The 26,994-nt window shown below is 48.9% G+C and carries 25 protein-coding genes and 1 tRNA gene; 20 read left to right on the top strand and 6 right to left on the bottom strand.

Annotated elements, in window-relative coordinates:
• Positions 1 to 15 precede the first annotated feature (15 nt).
• From ACO0LD_RS24710 to ACO0LD_RS24675, 8 genes are read left to right on the top strand one after another with little or no spacing between them, the layout of a single operon-like run.
• Positions 16 to 2,220, top strand: coding sequence for a tetratricopeptide repeat protein (locus ACO0LD_RS24710; protein ID WP_423010916.1), 2,205 nt, complete (start codon positions 16 to 18; stop codon positions 2,218 to 2,220).
• Positions 2,217 to 2,987 (top strand): glucose-1-phosphate cytidylyltransferase, encoded by a 771-nt coding sequence (rfbF, locus tag ACO0LD_RS24705; RefSeq protein WP_423010914.1) that lies wholly within the window; start codon positions 2,217 to 2,219, stop codon positions 2,985 to 2,987. The genes ACO0LD_RS24710 and rfbF overlap by 4 nt, the downstream gene beginning before the upstream one ends.
• Positions 2,972 to 4,069 carry a CDP-glucose 4,6-dehydratase gene (rfbG, locus tag ACO0LD_RS24700; RefSeq protein ID WP_423010912.1) on the top strand — a complete coding sequence of 366 codons (1,098 nt, stop codon included), beginning with the start codon at positions 2,972 to 2,974 and terminating at the stop codon, positions 4,067 to 4,069. The genes rfbF and rfbG overlap by 16 nt, the downstream gene beginning before the upstream one ends.
• Positions 4,066 to 4,644 carry a dTDP-4-dehydrorhamnose 3,5-epimerase family protein gene (locus tag ACO0LD_RS24695; RefSeq protein ID WP_423010910.1) on the top strand — a complete coding sequence of 193 codons (579 nt, stop codon included), beginning with the start codon at positions 4,066 to 4,068 and terminating at the stop codon, positions 4,642 to 4,644. The genes rfbG and ACO0LD_RS24695 overlap by 4 nt, the downstream gene beginning before the upstream one ends.
• Entirely contained in the window at positions 4,641 to 5,867 is a 1,227-nt protein-coding gene (locus ACO0LD_RS24690) for a class I SAM-dependent methyltransferase (RefSeq protein ID WP_423010908.1), read from the top strand. Before ACO0LD_RS24695 ends, ACO0LD_RS24690 begins: the two co-directional genes overlap by 4 nt.
• A 9-nt stretch (positions 5,868 to 5,876) precedes the next feature.
• Positions 5,877 to 6,365, top strand: a complete 489-nt coding sequence (locus ACO0LD_RS24685) for an acyltransferase (protein WP_423010906.1) — start codon at positions 5,877 to 5,879, stop codon at positions 6,363 to 6,365.
• The gene (locus tag ACO0LD_RS24680; RefSeq protein WP_423010904.1) at positions 6,362 to 7,177 is read left to right on the top strand and encodes an NAD-dependent epimerase/dehydratase family protein; all 816 of its coding nucleotides are present in this window, start codon (positions 6,362 to 6,364) and stop codon (positions 7,175 to 7,177) included. Before ACO0LD_RS24685 ends, ACO0LD_RS24680 begins: the two co-directional genes overlap by 4 nt.
• Positions 7,174 to 7,923, top strand: coding sequence for a cephalosporin hydroxylase family protein (locus tag ACO0LD_RS24675; RefSeq protein ID WP_423010902.1), 750 nt, complete (start codon positions 7,174 to 7,176; stop codon positions 7,921 to 7,923). Before ACO0LD_RS24680 ends, ACO0LD_RS24675 begins: the two co-directional genes overlap by 4 nt.
• Positions 7,924 to 7,996: 73 nt before the next feature.
• Here the strand turns inward: ACO0LD_RS24675 and ACO0LD_RS24670 are convergent, their stop codons facing one another.
• Entirely contained in the window at positions 7,997 to 9,661 is a 1,665-nt protein-coding gene (locus tag ACO0LD_RS24670) for a GGDEF domain-containing protein (protein ID WP_423010900.1), read from the bottom strand.
• 58 nt (positions 9,662 to 9,719) lie between these two features.
• Positions 9,720 to 10,367 (bottom strand): response regulator, encoded by a 648-nt coding sequence (locus tag ACO0LD_RS24665; protein WP_423010897.1) that lies wholly within the window; start codon positions 10,365 to 10,367, stop codon positions 9,720 to 9,722.
• A gap of 166 nt (positions 10,368 to 10,533) precedes the next feature.
• Here ACO0LD_RS24665 and greB point away from each other — a divergent pair, with 166 nt between their 5' ends.
• Entirely contained in the window at positions 10,534 to 11,082 is a 549-nt protein-coding gene (gene greB, locus ACO0LD_RS24660; protein WP_423010895.1) for a transcription elongation factor GreB, read from the top strand.
• 26 nt (positions 11,083 to 11,108) lie between these two features.
• The gene (locus tag ACO0LD_RS24655) at positions 11,109 to 12,461 is read left to right on the top strand and encodes a DUF3422 family protein (protein WP_423010893.1); all 1,353 of its coding nucleotides are present in this window, start codon (positions 11,109 to 11,111) and stop codon (positions 12,459 to 12,461) included.
• A 96-nt stretch (positions 12,462 to 12,557) separates the two neighbouring features.
• On the opposite strand, the gene ACO0LD_RS24650 is transcribed toward ACO0LD_RS24655, so the two are convergent.
• The 4 genes from ACO0LD_RS24650 to ACO0LD_RS24635 form a co-directional block, all read right to left on the bottom strand.
• Positions 12,558 to 14,861, bottom strand: coding sequence for a RelA/SpoT family protein (locus tag ACO0LD_RS24650; RefSeq protein ID WP_423010891.1), 2,304 nt, complete (start codon positions 14,859 to 14,861; stop codon positions 12,558 to 12,560).
• A 63-nt stretch (positions 14,862 to 14,924) separates the two neighbouring features.
• Positions 14,925 to 15,128, bottom strand: coding sequence for a DNA-directed RNA polymerase subunit omega (gene rpoZ, locus ACO0LD_RS24645; protein ID WP_186946559.1), 204 nt, complete (start codon positions 15,126 to 15,128; stop codon positions 14,925 to 14,927).
• A gap of 44 nt (positions 15,129 to 15,172) precedes the next feature.
• The gene (gene gmk / locus ACO0LD_RS24640; RefSeq protein WP_423010889.1) at positions 15,173 to 15,817 is read right to left on the bottom strand and encodes a guanylate kinase; all 645 of its coding nucleotides are present in this window, start codon (positions 15,815 to 15,817) and stop codon (positions 15,173 to 15,175) included.
• A gap of 137 nt (positions 15,818 to 15,954) precedes the next feature.
• A complete protein-coding gene (locus ACO0LD_RS24635; protein WP_423011097.1) occupies positions 15,955 to 16,857 on the bottom strand; it encodes a YicC/YloC family endoribonuclease in 903 nt (300 codons plus the stop codon).
• A gap of 142 nt (positions 16,858 to 16,999) precedes the next feature.
• Between ACO0LD_RS24635 and ACO0LD_RS24630 the strand changes: the two genes are divergently transcribed.
• From ACO0LD_RS24630 to ACO0LD_RS24585, 10 genes are all read left to right on the top strand, one after another.
• A complete protein-coding gene (locus tag ACO0LD_RS24630; RefSeq protein WP_423010887.1) occupies positions 17,000 to 18,013 on the top strand; it encodes a serine/threonine protein kinase in 1,014 nt (337 codons plus the stop codon).
• A gap of 106 nt (positions 18,014 to 18,119) precedes the next feature.
• Positions 18,120 to 19,055: a PP2C family protein-serine/threonine phosphatase gene (locus tag ACO0LD_RS24625; protein WP_423010885.1), complete on the top strand. Its 936-nt coding sequence runs from the start codon at positions 18,120 to 18,122 to the stop codon at positions 19,053 to 19,055.
• Between the two features lie 3 nt (positions 19,056 to 19,058).
• Positions 19,059 to 19,796 (top strand): ribonuclease PH, encoded by a 738-nt coding sequence (gene rph / locus ACO0LD_RS24620; protein ID WP_423010883.1) that lies wholly within the window; start codon positions 19,059 to 19,061, stop codon positions 19,794 to 19,796.
• Positions 19,797 to 19,822: 26 nt separating this feature from the next.
• On the top strand, positions 19,823 to 20,413 hold the full coding sequence (rdgB, locus tag ACO0LD_RS24615; protein ID WP_423011095.1) for an RdgB/HAM1 family non-canonical purine NTP pyrophosphatase: 591 nt from the start codon (positions 19,823 to 19,825) through the stop codon (positions 20,411 to 20,413).
• Entirely contained in the window at positions 20,410 to 21,669 is a 1,260-nt protein-coding gene (gene hemW / locus ACO0LD_RS24610) for a radical SAM family heme chaperone HemW (RefSeq protein WP_423010881.1), read from the top strand. Before rdgB ends, hemW begins: the two co-directional genes overlap by 4 nt.
• A gap of 280 nt (positions 21,670 to 21,949) precedes the next feature.
• Complete coding sequence (locus tag ACO0LD_RS24605) at positions 21,950 to 23,140, top strand: EAL and HDOD domain-containing protein (protein ID WP_423010879.1); 1,191 nt, start codon at positions 21,950 to 21,952, stop codon at positions 23,138 to 23,140.
• On the top strand, positions 23,141 to 25,159 hold the full coding sequence (locus ACO0LD_RS24600) for a putative bifunctional diguanylate cyclase/phosphodiesterase (RefSeq protein WP_423010877.1): 2,019 nt from the start codon (positions 23,141 to 23,143) through the stop codon (positions 25,157 to 25,159).
• Between the two features lie 41 nt (positions 25,160 to 25,200).
• Positions 25,201 to 25,290: transfer RNA gene (locus ACO0LD_RS24595), tRNA-Ser, on the top strand.
• 381 nt (positions 25,291 to 25,671) lie between these two features.
• Positions 25,672 to 26,358: a hypothetical protein gene (locus ACO0LD_RS24590; RefSeq protein WP_423010875.1), complete on the top strand. Its 687-nt coding sequence runs from the start codon at positions 25,672 to 25,674 to the stop codon at positions 26,356 to 26,358.
• Positions 26,359 to 26,446: 88 nt separating this feature from the next.
• The gene (locus tag ACO0LD_RS24585; RefSeq protein WP_423010873.1) at positions 26,447 to 26,710 is read left to right on the top strand and encodes a hypothetical protein; all 264 of its coding nucleotides are present in this window, start codon (positions 26,447 to 26,449) and stop codon (positions 26,708 to 26,710) included.
• Positions 26,711 to 26,994 lie beyond the last annotated feature (284 nt).

Below are 26,994 nucleotides of genomic sequence, written 5' to 3'. Positions count from 1 at the left end.
ACTTAGGAACTGGTCATGGCAAAAACAGGTTTTGATGCCCGAAAAGCAATGCGTGAAGTTCATAAGTTTTTCGATGCTGGTGCACTGCCTGAGGCAAAACAGGTCAGCCTCAGTATCATCAGGCATTTTCCGCGTCATGCCGAGGCTTTATATGCCCTTGCCAGAATCAGCGGTGACACCAATGAGCCCGATGAAGCCATGGCTTATATCAAACTGGCCTTTGACGTCATGCCGCATTTTCCTGACAACAGGAAGATCGCTTTCGGCATATTTAACAAATACTTGTTGGCCAGGCAGTATGCACAATTGGAGGAGGGTAGTTTGTGGCTGTCCTCTTATTTGCCACGTGATGGCATTGTCTGGGATTATCTTGGCCTTGCCAGAATAGAGCAGGGCAAATTTCCACAGGCTTTGGACGCATTGAGCAAAGCAGTTAGCTTGCTACCCAATAATCCCCATGTTCTTGTGAATATGGGCAATGTGCTGATTTCTCTGGAGCGTTGTGCCGACGCTATTGTTTACCTGGAAAAAGCACTGGCGATACAGCCTGATATGGTGGTCGGTCTTAATAACCTTGGGAATGCACTGCGTTTTATTGGTAAAACGGAAGAAGCAATTGCAAACATATCGAAAGCTGTTAAATTAAATCCCAATTTAGCCTATCTGTTTAATAATCTTGGGTTGGCTTATCGCGAGCACAGCATGTACAGCGTAGCGATTGAGCAATACCATCATGCCTTGCAGTTACAACCTGACCTGGTACAGGTTTATCCTAATCTGATTGATGCGCTAAGGCAGAATGGGCAAGTGCAGGAATCCATAGAATGCGGTCAGCATGCATTGGCGATCACACAGGATATACCTGAAATCTGGGGTGCCTATGGGGATACTTTGCGTGAAGCCAATCATCTGGATGCTGCGATTGAAGCTTATATCAAGGCCCTTTCCTTCAAGCAGGATGCGCAATCATCGTTCAACCGGAAAATTTACACTAACCTGTTATTTTGCCTGAATTACCATCCTGATTTGACGCCAGAAGTGATTTATAACGCCTACCACGAGTTTAACTTGCGCTTTGCCGCTCCGCTTAAAACGACATGGAGGGAATTTGAAAATGCCCGTGTGCCAGGCAAGCGCCTCAAAGTGGGGTACGTGACTCAAGCTTTTTATAATCATGTTTGCAAGTATTTCCTCTTGCCATTGATAGAGGCGCATGACAAAGCGCAGGTTGAAATATATGCCTATGCAAATCCACCTTTCGAGGACGAGGTTACTACCTATTATAAAAAACAGGTAGACCATTGGGTTCCGACCCGGGATATGACAGATGACATGCTTGCAGAGCGCATTCGTGCCGACGGTATCGATATTTTGGTAGATGTGGCAGGGCATACCAATGGCAATCGCCTGCCGGTTTTTGCACGCAAACCTGCCCCCGTTTCTTTACACTGGCTGGAATACGGTTACACAACTGGTTTAAGTGCCATTGATTATTACTTGACTGACAAACCTACAATTACGGACAATTGCGCACATTTATTTTCTGAGAAAGTCTGGTGCCTGGATGGACCTGCCTATGTTTACAGACCTGATACAAGAAGGGCAGAACTGACGCCGTCACCTTTCGAGGCAACCGGTTTGATTACCTTTGGTAGTTTGTCGCGTTCTACCAGGATAAATCATCGTGTTGTGCGCGTCTGGGCGACGATACTGGATGCAATGCCAAATTCACAACTAATTATTAATAGCGGTGACTTTAAAGATCCACAAGTACAAGAAGAAATGGCATCACGTTTCATGCGCTATGGTATAGACAGATCGCGTTTGCATATAGGATTCAGCACGCCATCCTGGGAGGTGCTGAAACATGTGGATATCAGTCTGGATTGCTTCCCTCATAATTCGGGAACAACCCTGCTGGAGTCTTTATATATGGGTATTCCCTTCATTTCGCTGGCGGACAGGCCCTCAGTCGGCCGTATAGGTGCGAGTATTCTGACTGCAATAGGGCATGAAGAGTGGCAGGCTTATACCGAAGATGAATATGCGCAAAAAGCGATTATTCTTGCACATGATCTGGATGGCTTGCGTAGTTTAAGGGCGGGTCTGCGTCAGGAAATGGAACAGTCATTACTCATGAACGAACCAGCTTTTGCTCGTTCGGTAGAAAAAGCTTACCGCCAGATGTGGCAAATTTATTGTGAAGGACCTCAAGAGTGAAGGCAGTTATTTTAGCTGGTGGCCTGGGTACCCGTATTTCTGAGGAGACCCACCTCAAGCCTAAACCCATGATAGAGATTGGGGGGCATCCCATACTCTGGCACATCATGAAGTCGTACTCGGCGCATGGCGTGAATGAATTCGTTATTTGTTGTGGTTATAAGGGCTACTTGATCAAAGAATATTTTGCTAATTATTTCTTGCATATGTCGGACGTAACATTCGATATGCAAAATAATAGTATGGAAGTGCACGAGCACCATGCCGAACCCTGGAAAGTAACCTTGGTAGACACCGGAGAAGACACCATGACAGGGGGGCGCCTGAAACGCGTTGCCCGTTACTTGCAAGGTGAGGAAGCATTTTGTTTCACCTATGGTGACGGGGTTGCAGATCTGGATATCGCTGCCTCTATCGCTTTCCATAAACAGCATGGGAAACTGGCTACTGTTACAGCGGTACTCCCACCTGGACGTTATGGTGCACTTGAGCGTGATGGTAACCAGGTGGCGGGCTTTATCGAAAAACCTCGTGGTGATGGTGGTTGGATCAATGGCGGATATTTTGTGCTATCTCCCAAAGTGCTGGATTTCATCGAGAATGATGGCATTAGTTGGGAAGCTGCCCCTCTTGCCGAGTTGGCACTACGTCAGGAGTTAATGGCCTTTGAGCATGGAGGATTCTGGCAGCCCATGGATACTTTGCGCGAGAAAAATCTGCTGGAAGATTTGTGGCAATCCGGGAATGCACCATGGCGAGTATGGTGAATCACATTCCAAAAACAGATATGGTCGACACCGCATTCTGGAGTGGGAGGCGAGTCTTGCTAACCGGGCATACCGGTTTCAAGGGAGCCTGGCTGGCACATTGGCTGGCTGGTATGGGCGCGGTCGTGCATGGTCTGGCATTGGCACCGACGACTCAACCCAACCTGTTTGATTTGCTGAAGATTAAAGACAAGATTCACAGCCACATTGGGGATATACGTGACTTTCATGCCGTTGCGGCAGCGGTGGATGCATGTCAGCCAGAGTTTGTATTCCATCTGGCAGCACAGGCATTGGTACGTGCAAGTTATCGTGAGCCTTTGACGACGTTTGCCAGCAATATCATGGGTACGGCAAATATACTGGAGGCAATCCGGGGCCGTAGTGACGTAAAGATTGCACTGATTGTGACGACAGATAAAGTCTATCGTAATCTCGAACAGATGGCACCCTATCCAGAAACAGCTGAATTGGGTGGACATGATCCCTACAGTGCCAGCAAAGCTGCAGCAGAATTGGTATTGGCAAGCTATCGTGCTTCATTTTTAACCGGGCAGGGCACTGCAGTGCTGGCTGCCAGAGCCGGTAATGTGATTGGCGGCGGTGACTGGTCCGAAGATCGTTTATTGCCCGACGCAGTAAGGGCATGGCATAGTGGGCAAACTTTGCAGATTCGCCGTCCTGATTCTGTCAGACCATGGCAACATGTACTTGAACCGCTTTCAGCATATCTTTGCCTTGCACAATATGCTTATGCAAATCCTCAGGCCAGCCAAGCCAGTCAAGCGTGGAATATCGGCCCCGATGATGCCGCCAGTGTCAGAACCGTTGTTGAACTCGCACAGGCAGCCTATGGTCGTGGGCTGACTGAGTTTGCCACCGCTATTACAGGTCCGCATGAAGCAGGGCTATTGGCTTTGGATGTCAGCAAATTGAAGCAGACCCTGGGAATAACACCACGCTGGAATCTGGGGCAGGCGGTCAGTCGCAGCATGCACTGGTACCGTGATTTTGCGCTGGGGCAGCAAGCTGAGATATTGTGTGATCGTGATATTGCATCTTTCACGACAGGTAATGCATGATGCAAAGCTCCGCTTCTGGTCGATTTGATTTTTTACCTACGCCTGTCGATAGCTTGCATTTATTGCAAAGAAAAGTTTTGGGTGATCAGCGAGGTTATTTTCAGCGCATGTTTTGTGCAGAGGATTTGGCTGAATTGGGTTGGCATGAGCCAATAGCGCAAATTAATCATACGTACACATCATCAAAAGGATCAATTCGCGGCATGCACCTGCAACTACCTCCCAGTGCAGAAATGAAGTTGATCACCTGCATGAAGGGCGAGGTGTGGGATGTTGCAGTTGATTTGCGCGCTGAATCGGCCACTTTTTTACAGTGGCACGCCGTATTGCTCTCGCAAGCGAATCAACGCTCGTTTTTAATACCTGCCGGTTTTGCCCATGGGTTTCAAACCATGTCGGATGAAGTTGAGATGCTATATTGTCATAGTAAGCCCTATGCGCCTGCGAGTGAAATGGGATTAAATCCCTTTGATGCTAGATTGGCAATAGACTGGCCTTTGGATTTGACCGGGATATCGGATAAAGATCGCAACTGGCCCATGTTAAGCAAAGAATTTCAAGGAGTTATTGTATGAAATGCCGGCATTGCGCTCATGAATTGACGCAAACCTTTCTCGATCTGGGCTCAGCCCCGCCATCAAATGCGTATTTGAAACCCGAAGCGCTGAGCCAGGCTGAAACCTGGCTGCCCTTGAAATTGATGGTTTGTGACGCTTGCTGGCTGGCACAAACACTGGATTTCACAGGACGTGAAAATCTATTTGACGCTGACTATGCCTATTTCAGTTCATGTTCTTCAAGCTGGTTGGCTCATGCGAAGAAATTTGTTGATGCGATGCGCCAGAATTTTGCCTTGGGTTCGCAAAGCCTGGTGATGGAAGTGGCAGCGAATGATGGATATTTATTGCAGTACATTCAGGAAGCAGGCATCCCTTGTTTCGGCGTGGAGCCAACTGCCAGTACGGCTGCGGCTGCCAGAGCAAAAGGCATCCACGTCATAGAGCGCTTCTTCGGTGTTGAGCTGGCGCAGGAGATTCTGGCTCGCGGTCAGCGTGTCGACTTATCAGTGGCAAATAATGTGTTGGCGCATGTCCCTGACATCAATGATTTTGTTGCAGGTTTTAGCCTGGTCTTGAGTGAACAAGGTGTTGCCAGTTTTGAGTTTCCCCATTTGCTGAATATGGTGGAGCAAAACCAGTTTGATACTGCCTACCATGAACATTATTCTTATCTGTCGCTACATGCCGTAAAGACTGTTTTTGCAAAAAATGGTTTGCATGTATTTGATGTGCAGGAGTGGCCAACGCACGGGGGGAGCTTGCGTGTGCTTGCACAGAGAATGGATATAAGATATCGCGAAGAAAACGCTAGTGTAGTGCAAATACTGCAAGCAGAACAGGCAGCAGGTATTCTCAGTGCCGACTTTTATGAGGCGGCACAGGCTAAGGCAGAATCTGCCAAGTTTGCATTATTGGAGTTTTTGCTCAATGCAAAACGCAATGGCAAGCGCGTAGCAGCTTATGGCGCAGCTGCCAAAGGCAATACCTTGCTGAACTTTTCTGGTGTGCGGCCTGATCTCTTGCCGTATGTGGTGGACATCAACACCCATAAGCAAGGTAAATTCATGCCGGGCAGCCATATACCTGTTGTTGATATTCATCATTTGCTGGCAGATAAACCAGATTTCATCCTTATTTTGCCCTGGAATTTGCAGACTGAAATCATGCAGGATCTGGCGCAGGCAAAAAACTGGGGGGCGCAATTCGTCGTTGCGATCCCTCAATTAACGGTGTTGTAAGAGATCAGCATGATAGAGATACATCCAGATGCGCGAATTTCCAAACTAGCTGATATTGAAGATTCAGTCAAAGGGACGCGCATTATCATAGGTGCCTTTTCCAGCATAGACAGCTTTGTCAAATTCAAGCCTGCTGGCGGCGTGGCCGATGTTGTGATTGGTGAGCGTAGCGTTATCAATTCTGGCTGCGTTCTCTATACAGGAAATGGCATCGTGATAGGAAATGATGTTGCGATTGCTGCCAATTGTACGTTTGCTCCAGTCAATCATGCCTACCATGACAAAAACCGGCGCATCAATCAGCAAGGTTTTTTGCCAGGCAAGGGTGGCATAGTCATTGAAGATGATGTCTGGATAGGGGCAAATTGCGTGATACTTGATGGAGCAGTCTTAAGGCAGGGTTGCGTCATAGGTGCTGGTTCTATCGTGCGTTGTGAAGTAGCTGCGTATTCCATCAATGTCGGGAATCCTTTGCAACAAATCGGGATGCGTAAATGAGTCAGGTTTTGCGTGCAACGCTGATCGGTGGCAAAGGTTTTGTCGGGCAACACCTGCATCAGGCTTTGCAGCTAGGCGGGTGGAATAGCTATGTTGCAGAAAGAGATGATTCGCGTCTGATGACAGATGATCTGGGCCATGTTTTTTATTGTGCAGGCCTGACTGCTGATTTTCGTCAACGCCCATACGCCACGGTAGATGCACATGTACACTTGTTATCGACAATTTTGCAACGCAGCCAATTTGCCAGTCTGACTTATCTGTCCAGCACCCGTGTGTATGCAGACGCATTGAATACGAGCGAAAATGCTGCTTTAACCGTCCGTGCCCATTTGTCTGGCGATTTATATAATATTTCCAAACTCATGGGTGAAAGCCTGTGTTTGCATGGCGGTCGCAATGTGCGTGTCGTCCGTCTGTCGAATGTGTATGGGCAAGGTATGCCAGAACAGAATTTTCTGGCAGATATCCTGAATACTGCAGCAAAAACAAAAAAAGTAATATTTCGCAGTAGCCCTGACTCAGAAAAAGATTATATTTCCATAGCAGATGTAGTTCGTTTTTTACCCATTATTGCCACACAAGGTGAAATTGGCATATACAATTTAGCCAGGGGCCGGAATACTACCCATGCCAGTCTGGCCGCATTGCTGGAACAATCCGGTGTCAGTTGTGAATTCGAAAATCATGCACCATGCATCAGTTTTCCGTCTATTTGTACAATAAAGCTGGAGTCTTCGTTCGGGCAACCGGGTTTGGATATAGCGAATGAATTACCTGCACTTTTTAATTATTACACTAAAAAACCATGAATCCGATTAAACAATTTGAAGCAGAACGCGATGCCCGCATAGAAGAATTGGGCAAAGATCTTGAATTCCAGGCGCAATCTCGCAATTGGCTGGAGCAAAGCATGCGTCGTCAGTATGTTTATAACTTCTCATGGTTAGGGCGACCCATCATACAAAATCCTATCGACATGATGGCGATGCAAGAGCTGATCTGGACGGTACAGCCAGACCTGATCATAGAAACAGGTATTGCCCACGGTGGCTCTATTATTTACTCCGCTTCACTGCTGGAGTTAAATGCTGCCTGCGGTGGTAACCCTGATGCTAAAGTCATTGGTATTGATATTGATATTCGTGAGCATAACAAGGAAGCGATTTTGCAGCATCCCATGTCCCGCCGTATCCAGATGTTGCAGGGTTCCAGTGTTGCTACAGAAATCGTAGATCAGGTGAAGGCGATTGCGCAAGGCAAGCAGAAAATCCTGGTTTTTCTTGACTCTAACCACACCTATGAACACGTGCTGGCAGAACTGCAGGCTTACGCGCCTCTGGTAACCAAAGACAGCTATTGCGTGGTTTTTGATACTTTTGTAGAAGATGTGCCTGCGGACGTTTTTGACAATCGCCCATGGCAGCCAGGAAATAGCCCCAAGACTGCAGTTTTTGAATACTTGAAAACCCATCCAGAATTCGTGATCGACAAGAGCATGGATTATAAATTGCAGATTACCGTAGCACCCGATGGTTTCCTGAAGCGGGTGAGCTAGAAGGAGAGGGCTGGTAAAACATGCCTGGTCTGCCAGGCATGTTGGTTGGATAGGAACTTTGATCGTATCTTTATCAGGCAGCCTTGATTACCCGGTTTTTCCCGGATTGTTTCGCTTCATACATAGCCTTGTCTGCACGCTTGATTGTTTCTTCCTGTGGTTCGCGTGAATTGCGCAAGGCAACGCCAGCGCTAAAGGTGATGAATAATCGCTGATCGTTGGCCGTGAAGAAGTGTTTCGTTAGTTCTCTCTGCACGCGCATCATCGCCTGCGCAGCTTCTTCCAACTGCGTCTCTGGCATGATGATGACGAATTCCTCGCCACCGTAGCGTGCCACGACGTCAATTGACCTCAGGGTTTGCTTGACAATGCGTACCAGGTGAACCAGTGCTTCATCACCTGCAGCATGACCATGGGTGTCATTGAGTTTCTTGAAATTGTCGAGATCCAGCAAAGCTACACAAAGAGGCGTATTGCGGCGGTCGGCTCGATCGGCTTCGCGTTCAAATACATCGTCCATGCCGCGGCGGTTCAGGCTGCCTGTAAGCTGATCTTCCCTGACCAGTTCGCTCATGTGGGCAAGCTTGTTTTCCAGTTCCTTGATACGGGCTTCAGCTTCGCTGACTTCTTTTTGTGCAGCAACGATCATGTCACGTGAGCGCAAGGTTTCAGACTGTACTTCCTTGGTTTCATTGAGGATATTGCGTATCAAATCGTTGACTTCTGCAACATTCTTGGCTGAACTCAGTTGCTGCGAATAGGTTCCCATCTTGTGCTGATAAACACCAGTGCTGTCAGCCATGGCATTCAATCTGTCGATAAACGCTGTCATCATGTTTTTGACTGAGGTTTTCGACTCGGCGATACTGTTTTTCAGCACACCTTGCTTGTAGATGACATCCTTCAGGCTGCGCGTGGCTTCTTGCAAGGCACGGTGATCTATAGGACCGGCAATGAGATTTTGTACAACTTCGATTTGACCACGCAACCAGTTGTCGTTATCCAGCAGATCATGGATATTGGTCAGCAATAAATCAAACAGGCGCAGTAACAATTCCTGTTGTTCTGCGCTATCACCACTTTGCAATTCAATTTGAAAGCACAACTGCTTCAAGCGGCCAGCAATTTGATTCAGTTCCCCTTCATTGACGGCTGTTTTGACCGACATGCCCAGGCTTTCCGATTCGCCAGCCAGTTGCGGCGTCGGTTTCAGCAATGAGGTGAGGGCGAGTGTCAAGGTACGGTACAGCAAATCCTTGAGGATGCGCAGTCGTGGGTCTTCAACCGGACCATCATCGACCAGAGAAATATTTTTACTGGCGGCAGGCGCGGGAACTGGATCATCAACCAGGCTGATATTGTTACCTGGTGCTGCTGGTGGCGCAGTAATGCGCTCTGCCAGTTGCGTCAAGCCGCGGCCATAGTCTTGCCAGTTGCCGGTCTTGATCGCGCGGCTGAAGCGTTGGCCATAGCTGGACATGTCGCCAGTCGAAAGTTGCAGGTTGTTGGCAAAATTGGCCAGTAAAATTTCCGCTTCTGAAATTTTGGCTGCTGTTTCTGGTGGAGGCGTGGCCTCAACAGGGACATCCGGAACATCGGGGACGCCAGCGATGTCATTATAAAGTTTACGATAGGCTTCTGGCGTTGGCGCAATTCGCTGTATCGCCAATTGCCTGAATGTCTCGCGCGCAATATCCGTTGGGCTTTTGAATTGCGAAGTATTTGGAGTTTTTGACATTTTGCTTTGCCAATGACCTTGCTAACAAGAGTAGTGCTGACGACATCAATATTGCCGTTTAATCTACAAGCTGATTTTTAATGGCATAGTGCGTTAATTCAGCATTGTGCCGCAATTTCATCTTCAATAGAATTCTGGACCGGTATTCGCTAATGGTTTTTACAGAAAGTGACAATTCTTTTGCGATATCACTGACCGACTTCCCCGATGCGATCAAGGTCATGGTTTGAAACTCACGGTCAGACAAGGTTTTGTGCAGTGCATCTTCATGCTCCTGGTTCAGATTATTGGCTAACTCTTGTGCCAGTTGCGTGCTGATGTATTTCAAACCACGGGCCACCTGGCGTATGGCTTCCAGAATTTGGGTGCTGCTGCATTGCTTGTTCAGGAAGCCTGAAGCGCCAGCCTTCAGCGCGCGCACGGCATACTGGTCTTCCCTGTGTATGGAGAACATCAGGACGGCAATAGCGGGCTTTTCTGACTTGATTTGCTTCAAGACCTCAATACCGTTCTTGTCCGGCAGGGCAATGTCCAGCAGCATGACTTCAAAATCCAGTTGGCGGCTCAGGCGTATCGCCTCCAGTCCGGCTTCTGCCTCTGCAATAACCGCGATATCCGTTGTAGTCGAGATAATGCTTTTTATCCCTTCCCTGACCACGGCATGATCATCGACGATGAGTACATTAATTGCTGCTTTTTCTGTCATGCAAAATCCATTTTCTTGTTCAGGCAAGCTGACATTAGCTAGCAAGCTATCGGTAGTGATATTGAATGCTAATGGCAAGCGAAGTATTCGTCTATTTTATAAGCTAAGTGTGGGCTTTCGGTGTCACAAAGAAAATTAATTTGATCAAGTCCGCTACAATGTAGAAATGAGCAAAGCATTTATCAAAGAATCAGATCCGGACGACGAAGAAGAATTCGGCGCGCCCGCCATTCCTGCGGGTGTAAAAAACTACATGACGCCACAAGGGCATCAACGCATGAAGGATGAGTTTTTGCAGCTCATGGATGTAGATCGGCCTGAAGTAGTCAATATCGTGCATTGGGCCGCCTCGAATGGCGACCGTTCAGAAAATGGCGATTATATCTACGGTAAGAAGCGTTTGCGCGAAATCGACAGGCGCATACGCTTTTTGACCAAGCGCCTCGATATTGCGGAAGTATTTGATCCCCGAATTCATCATGGTTCTGATCAAATCTATTTTGGGGCCACGGTCACCTATGAAAACCAGCATGGTGAAGCGCATACTGTCACCATTGTCGGTGTTGATGAATTTGACCCTCTGCAAGGCAAGATCAGCTGGATTTCCCCAGTGGCCAGAGCACTTATCAAGGCCAGGGTTGACGATACAGTGACACTGCGTACACCAGGAGGAGTAGAGGAATTGACCATACTTGAAGTCAATTACCCGGCATAAGATTTCCAATTTCCTGATTAATCCACATGTCTATTGCTTATTCCAAACTCAATCATCCCCTGCGCGTACCACTGGCGGCCGAAGTCCATTCTCGCCCCTCATTGCGTCTGCATGCACCTGAGACGCTGACACACCTGGCCATTTTTGCCAGGAACGACGCCCATCTCGGCGGCGATAATTTACTGACCCAGCAAGTCATACTGGGTGATTTTTGCCGACACTTTGCAGTCGCCAGCCCATCAGGTGATGCCAAGTATTTCTTCCATGATTTTGGCCGTTTCCGCCTTAAATGGGAGTGCCATACAGAATTTGCTACTTATACCTTTGTAGAAAACCAGGCTGAGCAGCAAGACGAGACCCCGCCTGAGACGGAGTTGGCGCAGGTATTTGCAAATGCACCGATTCGCCATCTGCCACAACAATGGTTGTTTGAGTTGCAAGAGAAGGTCATGGTGGCGACCCATGTGGCACTTGTTCCTGCCACACAGGAATTTCATCCTCCCTTGCCGGTAAAACAGATATTTGAGGGCGGAGTGGTCGTTGGTAGTGAAGTCCTGAGCCGTGGTGAAGTGTGGACAGATTTCCTGATACAGGCTGACGGCTTCAGCCGCTTCGTCGTCAAGGATAATGGCTTTCTCGATCAGCAAGCAGGACGTACTGTGCAGCGACTGTTAGAGATAGAAACCTACAGAATGATGGCTTTGCTGGGTTTGCCACATGCGCAAAATGCTTCTTTTGTGTTGAATGACATAGAAAGTGAGCTGGTAACCCTGACAGCAGCGATGACCATGGCAAGCAACGGTCACGGTGAAGCAAATTCCACCGATGCAGAGCAAAGCTTGCTCCGTCAAATCATAGACCTGGCCGCCCGCACAGAAAAACTGGCGCTGGAAAACAGTTACCGCTTTGCCGCATCCAAGGCGTATTTCAAGCTGGTGCAGTCACGAATAGCGGAGCTGCGCGAGTTCAGGATAGAGGGCGTACCTACCATAGGTGAATTCATGGACAGGCGTCTGGCACCCGCCATGAATACCTGTGAGGCAATCGTGCGTCGCCAGGAAACGCTGGCAGAGCGTATCGCCAATACCAATGATTTGTTGCGCACCAGGGTAGGTATAGTTCAGGAGCAGCAAAACCGCAAGATACTGCAAAGCATGAATGCCCGTGCTGGCCAGCAATTGCGTTTGCAGCAGGCGGTAGAGGGCTTGTCTGTCGTGGCGATCAGCTATTACATGACGGGTTTGGTCTATTATGCGGGCAAGGGTCTCAAGGCAATGGGTTTGCCCATCAATCCAGATATTCTGGCTGGCTTGTCGCTACCGGTAATTGCGGGCGTGGTTTGGTGGGGTTTGCGCAAAATGCACAAGACCATACACTAGCTAGTTATCAGAGGCTGTTCCAGGTAAGATGGCCAGGTGGCGTTGTTGCAGGCAGTACTTTAGTGCAAGGTGGTAAGACTAGACCACAACGCCTCTTTAGCCGTGCTCTCTAACTATGCGCGTAACACCAGTCAAATGCTTGATGTTGCGCATGATTTTTGCGAGGTGGGTGCGATCTTCTATCTGTATGGTGAAGTGAATATTGGTCATGTCATTGGCATCGCCATCTTCCATATTGACATGGCTGATATTTGCGTCTGACTCACCTATCTCTGCCGCGATACGGGCGAGGGCGCCGCGTTCATTCGTCACTGTTACAGCAATGCGGCAATCAAAGCGACGGTTAAGGTCTTCACCCCAGTTCACGTCTATCCAGCGGTCTGGTTCCTTGATATGCAGACGCTTGGCGTGCTCGCAATCATCAGTATGCACCACCAGGCCCTGGTCGCGCTTGAGCTGCCCTACGATGCCATCACCAGGTATGGGCAGGCAGCAGGCTGCCAACTGTACCGACAAGCCTTCACTGCCATAAATAATGACAGGGTCGCGCTTGTTATTGATTTTGTCGCCGAATTGCTGGAAGGGGATGGATGGTGAATCATCTTCCACCAAATCCAGTATATGCCTCGCCACCAGCGCTGCCATGCGCTTGCCTATGCCGATGTCGGTATGGATTTCATCCAGGGATTTTGCACTCGATTCATTGAGCAGTTTGTCTACCAATGACGTTGGCAAGTCTGGATTCAAATTCACCGACACCAGGGCCTGTGCCAGCAATTGCTTGCCGAGCTCTGTCGATTCATTCAGGTTGATCGTGCGCAGATAGTGGCGTATGGCCGACCTGGCCTTGCCAGTGCGCACATAAGTTAGCCAGTTTGGTGTAGGGCGTGAATTGGGTGAGGTGATGATCTCGACGATATCGCCATTCTTCAATTCAGAACGCAGCGGCACCGGCTCATGATTGATACGTGTGGCGATCGCCTGGTCACCAATATCAGTATGAATTGTGTAAGCAAAGTCCAAAGCTGTTGCTCCGCGTGGCAGGGCAATAATTTTGGATTTTGGGGTGAAGACATAGACAGAGTCAGGGAACAAGTCGATTTTAACGTGTTCCAGAAATTCAGCAGAATCACCTGTCTGTTTTTGTATGTCCAGCAAAGATTGCAGCCAGGCATGCGTGCGTTGCTGCAAATCAGTCAGGCTGCCTTCTTCATTTTTATATAGCCAGTGCGCAGCGACGCCAGATTCTGCGACATGATGCATGTCGCGTGTGCGTATCTGAAATTCGACCGGCGTACCGTAAGGGCCAATCAAGGTGGTGTGCAATGATTGATAGCCATTGGTCTTGGGTATGGCAATATAGTCCTTGAACTTGCCAGGCATGGGCTTGTACAGGGCATGCAAACTACCCAACGCATAATAGCTATCGCGGAAATCGCTGACCACAATACGGAAACCATACACGTCCAATACCTGGGAAAAACTCAGGTGCTTGTCATGCATCTTGCGGTAAATGCCGTACAGGGTTTTTTCGCGGCCATATACTTCAGCCTTGAGGCCCGCTTCTGCCAGTGCGGTCTTTACCGCGTCCATGATCTTGTTGACGACTTCACGACGGTTGCCGCGTGCTGCCTTGACGGCTTTCGACAGCGTGCGGTAACGCATGGGGTAGAGATGCGAAAACGCCAGATCCTGCAACTCACGATAAATATTATTCAGGCCCAGTCTATGCGCGATAGGCACATACACGTCCATGGTCTCGCGCGAGATACGGCGTTTTTTTTCCGCAGACATGAAGTCCAGGGTGCGCATATTGTGCAGGCGGTCTGCCAGTTTTACCAGGATCACGCGCACGTCCCTGGCCATGGCGAGCAACATCTTGCGGAAGTTTTCTGCCTGGGCCTCTATCTGGCTCTGGAATTCTATTTTTTCCAGCTTGGAAAGGCCATCAACCAGGGTGGCGACTGGTGCGCCAAAGCGCTCGATCAGCTCATCCTTTTTAACGTCCTGATCTTCCATCACATCATGCAAGAGTGCAGCCATAATGGCTTGCACATCCAGCTTCCATTCTGCGCAAATTTCTGCCACGGCAATGGGGTGAGAGATATAGGGTTCGCCAGATTTGCGTACCTGACCCAGATGCATTTCATCAGAAAAGCGATAGGCTTCCTTGACCAGTTTCAATTCACTGGTCGACATGTATTCGCTGATGCGATTGGTTAATGCAGTAATGGAAGCGACACCGGTATTCGTTGAAGATGCACGAATACTGTCTATATCATCTAGAGGGGAGCTGTGTTTATTTATATTGCTGGCTGGGCTGCGCATGGCAGCCAGCGCGACTGAAGCTGAATCGGCCGGTTTGCTTTCCAGAGATGAATGACTGTCATTGAGGTTCATTCTGTGATTCCCGGCCGGATAAAGGCTTAAAGAAGGAGCGGCTAAGAATGCAGGTGCAGCGGTTTATACCGGCACTTTTTTCAACATTTCTATACCGATTTTACCTTCAGCGATTTCACGCAGGGCGATGACCGTAGGTTTGTCCTTGGAGTCAACCTTAGGTGTGTGACCTTGCAGCAATTGGCGCGCACGGTAAGTAGCGCACAGTGTCAACTGGAAGCGATTAGGGATTTGTTTCAATGCATCTTCAATGGTAATACGTGCCATATTTTTTCCTCAATACTAAAAATTCACTAAATTGGGTTTGCGAATTAATTCGCGTTGGCGTGAATGCCAAGTTGGGTGAACAGCTCGTAGTGGCGTGTTGCCTGTTGTGCAAATCGGCAGCGCGTGGCTTTCACGATTGCATTCAATTCTGACAAGGCTGTTGCAAAGTCTTGATTAATAATAACATATTCGAACTCTGGAGAGTGCGCCATTTCACCGCCAGCAGCCAAAATGCGCTTGGTAATGACATGTGGCTCGTCCTGGCCGCGCTTCCTCAGGCGCTCTTCCAGTGCTGGTATTGATGGTGGCAAGATGAAAATGCCAACAGCACCAGAGAACTGCTTTCTGACTTGCTGCGCACCTTGCCAGTCTATTTCCAGCAAAACATCGGTGCCAGAGCGCATCTGGTCTTCTATGATAATGCGTGAAGTGCCATAATAATTACCAAATACTTCTGCGGACTCCAGGAATTCACCTTGTGCTTTACGCTCCAGAAAATCTTCCGGCGTCGTGAAATGATATTCCCGGCCATCTTGTTCGCCTGGACGTGGCGCACGGGTAGTGTAAGAAATCGACAGGTTGATGGCCGGCTCCTGCGCCAGCAAGGCATTCACCAGCGAAGACTTGCCCGCACCAGAGGGGGCGGCGACCACAAAAAGACTGCCAGCAGTCGTATTATTGGTTTGCATGATGTTCCTCCGGTAGGGTTAATTCAGGTCATCTCAGGTCATTAGCAAGATAAAATCGGGCTGCATACTCCAGTCAGCCCTTATCCCGAAACATTTCCCAAGAAAAAGAGTGCGGGAGTATAAGCAAATGCGCCTGTTTATTCAAGGTTTTGCACTTGTTCGCGCATCTGCTCTATGAATAACTTCAATTCCATGGATGCATCTGACAATTCCTTGGACGCTGCCTTAGAGCCCAAAGTATTCGCTTCGCGGTTCAATTCCTGCATCATGAAATCCAGTCGCTTGCCAACCTGGCCGCCTTTTTTCAGGATATGCCTGGTTTCTGTCAGATGGGCTGACAAACGCGCCAACTCTTCTGCCACATCCACCCGTATGCCGTACATGGTCACTTCCTGACGGATGCGGTCCAGCGCTTCTTCGCGGGAGATGGTCTGGCCAGCGTTATTGCCGCTGGATTGCAGAGCCAGTCCCAAGGCCTCTTCCAGCCTGGTAGTGGCTTTTTGCTGGAATTGCTGGACGATTTGCGGCATCAAAGGCGTGATACGGATGACAATCTCTTCCATTGCCGCGATGCGGCTCAGCAGTACTTGCTCCAGCGCTGCACCTTCGCGCTCACGGCTGACGACGAATGCTTCCAGCGTCTTGTTGATCGTGTCATTGATAGCGGACTGCAAGAATTCAGCATTGATTTCGCTTTCTTCTATGACGCCGGGCCAACGCAGGATTTCATTGGTGCTCAGGGGGATAGCATCAGGGAACTGCTGCTTCAGATTGACCTGGAAACTGGCAAGCTGCTCTAGCAAGCTGGCATTGAGGCTTTTATTATGTGTTTCTGTCAGTTTTTTGCCAAAACTGAAGCGGCATTCCACTTTGCCGCGCGCCAGTTTGCGCGTCAGTGCTTCGCGAAACTGCGATTCAACCGAGCGAAACTCGTCATTAATACGAAATTGCAGATCCAAAAAGCGAGAATTGACGCTTTTGATCTCTATGGTAATGGTGCCAGCATCTGTTTCATTGGTGCTGGTGGCATAACCTGTCATGCTGAAAATGCTCAAGGTAATTCCTTAAAAAAGCGTGAACTGTGTACTGGAGTGGCAAAATTGCGCATTAGACACTAGGATATTCTTTACAAATACCGCAATAATCAACACAATCCGTTTTGTATAGTGAATTGGACGATTGATGGCCGCACAAAATAACGCACCTCTGCCAGATGGACTGGAAATTGCCGGATACCGCATTGTAAAGAAAATTGCGTCCGGTGGCTTTAGTATTGTATATCTGGCTTCTGACGAAGATGGCAACGCAGTTGCAATTAAAGAGTATTTACCCAGTTCCCTGGCTTTACGCCAGCAAGGCGAACTGGTGCCGGCAATCTCGAATGAGAACTTGCCGATTTACCGCATAGGATTGAAGTGTTTTTTTGAAGAGGGCCGTGCACTGGCACGCATCTCGCACCCCAATGTAGTCAGCGTTATCAATTTCTTCCGCGCCAATGAGACTGTGTACATGGTCATGGCCTACGAATCTGGCCGCTCATTGCAAGAACACATCCTTCGTCGTCGCGACAAAGGTGAAAAGCCACTGGTGTCAGAACGCTTCATCCGTCGCATGTTCAACCAGGTCATGAATGGCTTGCGAGAGGTGCATACCAATAAGCTGCTGCACCTGGACTTGAAACCAGCGAATATCTACCTGCGTTTGGACGGTACCCCCATCTTGCTGGACTTTGGTGCTGCCCGTCAAACCTTGAAAACTGACATCCCCAAGCTCTACCCAATGTATACTCCGGGTTTTGCTGCGCCAGAGTTGTATTTAAAGAATGGCAATCTGGGTCCGTGGACTGATATTTACAGTATTGGTGCCTCGATTTTTGCTTGTATGGTAGGTGCACCACCACAACCCTCAGACCAGCGCAAGACCAGTGACAAGATGGAAGGGCACTACCGTAAGCTGGAGGGTTTATACTCTACAGAATTGATAGAAGTAGTGCGCTGGTGCCTGCAACTGGACCCGCTGGAGCGCCCGCAAAGCGTGTTTGCCTTGCAAAAAGCCCTGGCTATCCAGGCACAGCCTCAGCGTGAGCTGACTTTCATGGAAAAAGTGACACTGAAGTTCAAGACCCTGATAGGCAGTGCAAAAAGAAAAAAAGTCGAAAGCGATCATACAACCATACAGGAAAGTACCCTGAATTGAGTATGTTGAGTTAGCTGCTGGGCGGGCCTTGGACTAAAGTAGTTTATTAGTAGTTTATTCTTAGGCCTGTTTTTATAAATAATTAATATAAAGTTTTAAAAATCTCATGCGTTTTTCCGTTTATCAAGAAAGTCATATTGGTGGCCGCAAGGTCAACCAGGATCGAATGGGTTACAGCTTTACCCGCGATTCGATTTTGCTTTTGCTGGCGGACGGCATGGGTGGTCACATCATGGGAGAAATGGCAGCTGCCATCGCCATGCAAACCATAGGTAACTTGTTCCAGCAACAAGCTCACCCCATGATAGGCCGGCCAGAGCGCTTCATGGAAGACAGCTTCCTGGCTGCCCATCAAGAGATACATCGTTACCGTGCGATCAATAATTTGCCAGAAACACCACGTACTACCATCGTTGCCTGCCTGATACAAAACGGCTATGCATATTGGGCACACTGTGGTGATTCACGTCTGTACTGGATGCGCCAGGGCCAGATTTTGTTGCGCACCAAGGATCACTCCCGTCTGGAAACCCTGATCGCTCAGGGCAAGGTTGACCCGGCAGAAAGACATACCCATCCTGACCGCAACAAATTGTTCAACTGCCTGGGTGCACCCAATGCACCTATCGTTGAATTATCACGCCGTGCTGTTTTACAACCTGGCGATTTGCTGTTGCTGTGTTCTGATGGATTATGGTCAGTCTTGCCAGATCATATGCTGGCGCAGCGCCTGCATGATCACACCATCGTGCGTGCAATACCAGAGTTGATACGCTCAGCCGTTGATATCGCCGGCAAGCAAAGTGACAATGTCACAGCTCTGGCGATGATGTGGGAAGGCGATGATCGTATGGATAATTCCACCATCATCTCTACCAACACTTTGCCGATAGGCTCGGTCACCACAACGATACAGGCACCAGTCGATGCAGAAATTGAAACCACCGATGGTGACGTATTCAATGATGCAGAAATCGAAAAAGCCATAGCAGAAATTCGCAACGCGATCCATAAATCATCACGCATCACCTCTAAGAACTAAATCATGTCAAACTCATTTCGCCCTAGCGGGCGTTCACCGGACGCATTGCGTCCGGTGGTTATCAGCCGCCATTTCACCAAGCATGCAGAAGGTTCTGTCCTCATCGAGTTTGGTGACACCCGTGTTATTTGTACTGCCAGCATAGAAGACAAAGTCCCAGGCTTTTTAAAAGGCAAAGGGCAGGGCTGGATGACCGCAGAATACGGCATGTTGCCACGCTCCACCCATACCCGTATGGACAGGGAAGCGGCCAAGGGCAAGCAATCTGGCCGCACCCAGGAAATCCAGCGCCTGATAGGCCGTTCGCTACGTTCTGCCTTTGATCTGGAAGCCTTTGGTGAACGTACCCTGCATATCGATTGCGACGTGATCCAGGCTGACGGTGGTACCCGTACAGCATCCATCACTGGTGCCATGGTTGCTGCCTATGATGCGTTTTCCAAACTGGTAGAACGCGAGCTTATTCCACGCGTACCACTAAGGCACTTTGTTGCGGCGATTTCGGTGGGCGTCTACCAATCGCATCCTGTGCTCGATCTTGATTATCCTGAGGATTCTCAATGCGACACAGACATGAATGTCGTCATGACAGAACATGGACACTTCGTTGAAGTGCAGGGCACAGCAGAGGGTGAAGCCTTTGACCGCATGACCATGAACACCTTGCTGAACCTGGCACATGACGGCATCGCCGATTTGATCGCCTTGCAAAAAGAAGTACTGGGTTTGCAGGTAGGCTGATTGTAAGCATGAACATAAGTACAAGCATGAGCAAAAACCAGAAAATAGTCCTGGCCTCGAATAATCAGGGCAAACTCAAAGAGTTTTACCAGATACTGTGGCCGCTGGGCATAGACCTCAGGGCGCAATCTGAATTTGAGGTGCCTGAGGCTGAGGAACCTTACCCCAGCTTCGTCGAAAATGCCCTGACCAAGGCCAGGCATGCATCGCGCCTGACTGGCTTGCCGGCACTGGCTGATGATTCCGGCATCTGCGTCAATGCCTTGCAAGGTGCGCCAGGTGTGTTGTCTGCCCGTTTTGCTGGTGAGCCCAAGTCTGATTTGCGTAACAATCAAAAACTCATTGCAGATTTGGCTGGCATAGCAGACAAGTCGGCCTATTATTACTGTGTACTGGTTTTTGTGCGTTCAGAATTTGATCCGCAGCCTGTGATTGCCGATGGTGTCTGGGCAGGTGAAATTATTGCAGACGCACGTGGTGAAAATGGCTTTGGCTATGATGCACATTTCTTCATCCCCAGTTTGAACAAGACCGTGGCCGAACTCGCAGCAGCAGAAAAGAATCAATTGTCGCACCGTGGGCAAGCCTTGCGCGCCCTTGTTGAAAAACTGAAATGATACCCATCAAGCCCATAGCGGCAAGCCAGCCTGTACAAAAAAAATCACCGGACTTATCGAATATACCCGGTGATGTGGCCAGCCAGTATCTTGCACCAGGCAACCTTAACCTGACGCAATTGCCACCGCTATCGCTATACATCCATTTCCCCTGGTGTGTGCGCAAATGCCCTTACTGCGATTTCAATTCGCATGAGGTCAAAGGCAGCTTTGATGAAGCAGCCTACCTGGATGCCATGCGCGCTGATCTTGAGGCTGCTTTGCCACTGATCTGGGGCCGCAAGATCTACACCATCTTTATCGGTGGCGGTACACCCAGCCTGATGTCGGCAGCAGGCCTGGACAGATTGCTTTCTGACGTGCGCACGCTGTTGCCACTGGACGGCAATGCAGAAATCACCATGGAAGCCAATCCCGGCACCTTTGAAGCAGAAAAATTTCGCTCTTACCGCCAAAGCGGTATCAACCGCTTATCGATAGGTATACAAAGTTTCAACTCCAAGCACCTGGCAGCTTTGGGTCGTATCCATGATGGTGATGAGGCACGCCGCGCCATAGAAATCGCTCAGGTGAATTTTGACAACTTCAATCTGGACCTGATGTTTGCGCTGCCAGGCCAAACCATGGATGAAGTCAGGGAGGATGTGGAAACTGCCATTTCTTTTGCGCCACCACATCTGTCGCTATACCACCTGACGCTTGAACCCAATACCTATTTCGCCAAGTTCCCGCCAGCCATACCCGATGACGATCTCAGCGCAGAAATGCAAGACCTCATTCACGGGCGCATGGCTGCAGCAGGCTATGGCAATTATGAAGTTTCTGCTTATGCGCAAGCTGGCAGGGCATCAAAGCACAATCTCAATTACTGGAACTTTGGTGATTACCTCGGCATAGGTGCCGGTGCACATTCAAAAATATCCTTCCCGCACCGTGTAATACGTCAGGCGCGTTACAAGCAACCCAAGGCCTATATGGATGCCATGGCGAATGGCAATTGCGTGCAGGAATCGCTGGAAATTCCCACAGATGAAATGGGTTTTGAATTCATGCTGAATGCACTGCGCTTGCAGCAGGGCTTCAAGGTCAACCTGTTCCAGGAGCGCACAGGCATGTTGCTCAACTCCATAGAAAAAGAATTATTGATCGCTGAGAATAAGGGCTTGCTCTACCGCGACCACGAAATCATTTGCCCCACGCCGCTGGGCAAACAATTTTTGAATGACCTGCAACAGATTTTTCTGGGCAGCGACTAATTCAACCGCATAGTTCACGCAATAAAGCATGGCATTTTTACCACATGCTTTATTGGTGAAATCTAAAATATCTCCTATCCTGATAGCTGCGTAGCAGTATTTACAACAGCTGCTGCAAAATCAACAATTCGGCGATTTTGCGCTTGTTTTCTGGCAATTGTGTCAGATTAGGCTCACCAAGTATCAAAATACCTCACCTGTCGCTTTAAATTGTGTTGCAATTGGTTAAGTCCCAAACTAATATCTCTACCAATTTTTGTAACATTTGAAGTCTTTCTTTATGACTCTTGCTCGTGGAATCGGCACTTTTTTGCCCGTGATGAATAGCAAGCAGCAATTGCTTGCCTTGCAAGCTGACTTTGGCGCTTTGCCGGTCAGTGATGCCATTGCTTTGCTACAGTTTCTGCATGAAAAAGAAATCTTTTCCAGGCTTTCTGGTATTTCTGTTCTGGTTAAAATCACAGACCCTCTCCTGGTCCCGGCAGACATCGATACACGCCTGCCATTGGCACGCATACTTTTATGTGTGCCAGTAAAAGCTGCAGAAGATAAAGAAGTACAAACCAGGCTCAAATATTTCAGTTCGCATGGTGCCCGCATTGTTGTTGATGACTTGCAAACGCACGACCATGCAATATGGGAAGGTGCGAAAAAAATCAGCGTTGACTGCAGCAAGGACATCCCCGCACATGTCAAACCCTTGCTGATGCGCCTGCATGGTGGCAACCATCTGGCGCAACACCTGCCACATGCAGCCTTGCAAGAGCAGGCCAATGAAGCCGGTTTTAAATGGTTCTCAGGCGATTATGCATTTCATCCACCCATCAGCAACAAAGCCGCAGATGCGACGGCCAGAACGCGGCTATTAAAGCTGCTGGGCCTGGTCGCACGTGATGCCGAATCGCGTGAGCTGGAAGAGTTATTCAAACAAGATGCGACCCTGTCCTTCATGCTGTTCAAGCTCGTCAGTTCTGCCGCCTTTGCGCAAACCGTGCGTGTGTCCAGTTTTGGCCAGGCCATCAATTTGCTGGGCCGCAGGCAGTTGCAGAGATGGTTGCAATTATTGCTGTATGCGCGCCAGCAAGATCATCATGGTGGCTTGAATCCACTGATGCCACGCGCTGCTTTTCGTGCCAGTCTGATGGAGGCAATTTACCTCAAGCGTGGTGGTAACAAGGATGAGCTTGACTGCGCCTTCATGGTCGGCATGTTTTCATTACTCGACAAACTGTTCGGCAATCCTCTGGCTGAAGTTATGCAACCCCTCAACCTGCATACAGAAGTGCTGGATGCCTTGCTGCACAAGTCCGGCGCATTGGGTAAAAGCCTGGATTTGGTGGAAAGGGCAGACCGGCCTCTCAAGGACTTCGATCCAGGTTTGATAGAAGAGCTTGGCCTGACTGCTGATGACTATTACGACTGCATGATCACTGCCTATGCATGGGTGAATCAGGTTTGCCAGGACATGTAGATGACTTCTTTGCCTGCGATAGATGAACTTGAAGTCGGCGCCAGTCTTGGTGAAGCAGTGCTATGCCTGCAAGGTGATGAGCTGGATGCTGCTTTAAATCGCATCGTCAAAGAGGTTTTTCATGATGCCAATGCGGCATTCAAACGCGGCAAGCTGGATGAACAAAAGACGCAAACTGATGTGCTGTGCATGGCTTCACCAGAAACTTATTACATCTTGTCCGGCAAAAAAGGCCAGATCAATGAAGCCGATCTGGCTAAATTAAATACCCTCGCCAGCCTCACCGCCAAACTGTTTTCCAAGCGTGCAAAACTTGATCAGGAGTTACAGGTATCTGCCCAGGCGCAATGGCAACAGACCCAGATCATTGACCAGATACATGAATCCGTTGTCACCATGGACCTGGCAGGTTTTATCCTTAGCTGGAACCGTGGTGCAGAAAAACTCTTTGGCTATGCCGCACAAGAAGTCATCGGGACCAATATCCTGTTCCTGTATGACGATGAAGATGAGTCCGGCGTTCATCTGTATGACAGTTTTCTGGAGCATGGTGGCCGCGAGATGGAAGTGCGCCGCAAAAAAAAATCCGGCGACGTATTCTGGGCCAGCCTCAGTCTGTCACCCTTGTGCGATGCCCATGGCCTGCCCATAGGCATCATCGGCTACCTCAGTGACATTACTGACCGTAAGGAAGCAGAACAAAAAATCAATCACCTTGCTTATTACGATGGCCTGACCAATCTGCCTAACCGCAGCCTGTTCCGTCAACTCGTCGATAATGCACTCTTGCACTCGCAAAGAAATAACACCAGCGCCGCCATCATCTTTCTTGACCTGAACCGCTTCAAGCTCATCAATGACACCTTGGGGCACGACGTAGGCAATGAACTACTGCGCCAGGTGGCAGCCCGCTTCTTGCTGACCCTGCGCGAAAACGACATCGTTGCCCGCCTGGGTAGTGATGAATTCGCTATCGCTGTACTCGACATCAACCAGCATTTTCATGCCAGCCTGGTGGTGCAAAAACTATTGCAGGCGCTAAATGATGCCTTCGTCGTCTCTGGCCACGAATTGCGCGTCGGTGCCAGCATAGGTATCAGCGTTTTCCCGCAAGATGGCAATGACGCCAATGCCTTGCTGCAAAAAGCCGATATTGCCATGTACAAGGCCAAACGCAGCGCAGGTAATGTGTCCGGCAGCTTTGTTTTTTACAGCGACAGCATGAACCAGAGCATTGCTGGCAGGCTGTACCTCGAATCCAGCATGCGCAAGGCCCTGGAAAACCAGGAATTCTATTTACAGTACCAACCCAAGGTCGATATACAAAGCGGCAAAATCATCGGTGCAGAAGCCTTGCTGCGCTGGCAGCACCCAGAAAAAGGCCTGATCTCACCGACAGAATTCATCCCTATCGCCGAAGAAACCGGCCTGATATTGCAAATCGACGCCTGGGTGCTGGAAACCGCCTGCGCTCAGGCCAAAGAATGGCAAGACAGCGGCATAGCGCCGTTTCGCATCGCAGTCAATGTCACAGCGAGAGAATTCACCAACAGCCTGCCACTGCGCGTTAAAGGGGCCTTGCATCGCTATCAGATTTCCCCACTATGGCTGGAGCTGGAAATCACCGAAAGCATGCTCATGCACAGCACAGAAAGCGTAATCGCCATCATGGAGCAAATCACCGCCCAGGACGTCGTGCTGGCCCTTGACGATTTTGGAACCGGCTATTCCAGCCTCTCATACCTCAAACGTTTCCCGATAGACACGCTTAAGATAGACCGCTCCTTCATCCTCAACATCCCCACAGACCAGAACGACTGCGCCATCGCCAGCGCCATCATCATGATGGCCAAGCAACTCAAGCACAAAGTCATCGCCGAAGGCGTAGAAACCCGCGAGCAACTGGCCTTCCTCATCAACGCCGGTTGCGACGAAGTGCAGGGCTACCTCTACTCCAGACCCGTCAGCCCCCAGCAATTGCTCACTTTGCTGGATAAAAATTTCCATTTCGAAATTTGATCCTTGCCCAAGCCCGCCACTCAGGTTATACTATGCGGCTCGGAAGCTTGGCAGAGCGGTTGAATGCACCAGTCTTGAAAACTGGCGAGGTGTTATAGCCTTCGTGAGTTCGAATCTCACAGCTTCCGCCAATGAATACGAAAAGGCCCTTGATTAATAATCAAGGGCCTTTTTTTGTGCATTTACATTGACTTTATTATAAGAAATAAATAAAAATAGCAAAAAGCGGGCATGGTTACCGAGGCTGCTTCTGCAACTTGAAAAGCGGCACAAAATTTTGCACCAGTTTGCACGCAAATTTGCATTTTCATATTTTGGGTGGGAATGCGATGGGCTATGCGCATCTACGCGGACTAACAATCCCATCGCAGCCCTTTATCTTGGGTAAAAATAAGGAATGGCTTCAATACGTATTCAGAATCGATTTCTATCAGCAGTTTGCTGTCGGTCTGAAAAAATGATTTTCAATATCAAGCATGTAGTTTGATGAAGGCAGGAAACGCAGGTTGGTAATGGCGCAAACAAATGAAATAAGCGGTGATGTAGGCCAGATTGTGATGGGTGATTCAAATGTTGGGCCATCGCTCAGCATTGTCATAAATTTGAACCTGAACAATGATGGAGAAAAACTTCTGACCAAAGTGCAGCGCGACGACATCACAAAAAAAGTAAATGAATTGTCGGCCGTGTCAGATTTGACTGCGCTCGATATTTACCGCGAATTGCTAAATAAATTTGATACTGACAAAATGGATAATTCTCCACGCAGCAAATTTAATGAAGCTTGCGAGTACATCGACAAGAAGTATGCAGAATGTATTGATGATGATTTGCAGGCAGATACAGCACAAATAGAAGCACCAGTTCAGATCAAAGAAATCCCCTGCAAAAATTGCCAGGCAAACAGCGAACTACTCAAAAAGACTAATTTCAAATTGCATGTGCTTTTTGGCTTGATGGTGTTGATGATAATCACAGAAGCAGTGTTCTTAATGTCTGCGTCACCTGCAAAAGCAAGCCAAGAGAGATTAAGTAATGAAAGACCTCCAGATGAAAGCTGTCACTTTGACGGCAAGGTTCACTCTATAGGCAGTACTGTACGTATGGCCGACGGCGTCATACGGCAATGTATGGACGCGCCTGGTGATGCTCCATCTTATTGGGAAATTCCGTTGAAAAATTCATTAAAGACACGCTAAACGTTGCGGGCGCGGGGCAAGGGAGCGGGTCTCAGCGGCGAGGGATCAGGTCTAACATTAAAACATTTTTAAATTCAATACCGGAAATATGAATTCATTGCAAAGTGCGGAATTGTCCGATTTAGTTGTACAAGAGCTGGCATATACAGCCCCGAAAGACTGGCGAAAGCTTGCCTATTATCAGGAACTGCTTGTTCAACCAGGTACTTCGTCGAGAAATAAAGCAACAGCCAGGTGCTGGATCGGTAACGAAATGGTGCAAACTGCTAACAGAAGTATAGGTGCTTCACCTGAAACCTACGATGCGATTTTGGCATTGCATGAAAATGCAATTAAAGGCAGCAACGAATGAACTGGTTTTTATTGGTCATGCATGAAAATGGAGAATTTAACTTCCGATTTTTCTATGACCACACTCCACTGCTTGATGGCAATCGGGCTGAGGTCGAAAGGATATTCAATAGCCTTGATTGAGGGAGGCGAGGGACACAAGGCGCGCAAGGCGCGGGGTCACCCATTAGCCCCCGATAGTCAAGTAGTCGAACCACATACTCGCAACACACCGCGATAAAATTTACCCCGCCACCACACGCTTGTTTCAAAATGCCGTCGTGCCTTTTGCTTCAACGTGTGGTT

It is taken from the genome of Undibacterium sp. Ji83W (assembly GCF_049340385.1).
Classification (GTDB): domain Bacteria; phylum Pseudomonadota; class Gammaproteobacteria; order Burkholderiales; family Burkholderiaceae_D; genus Undibacterium.
This window is presented reverse-complemented; position numbering and strand designations above follow the sequence as displayed.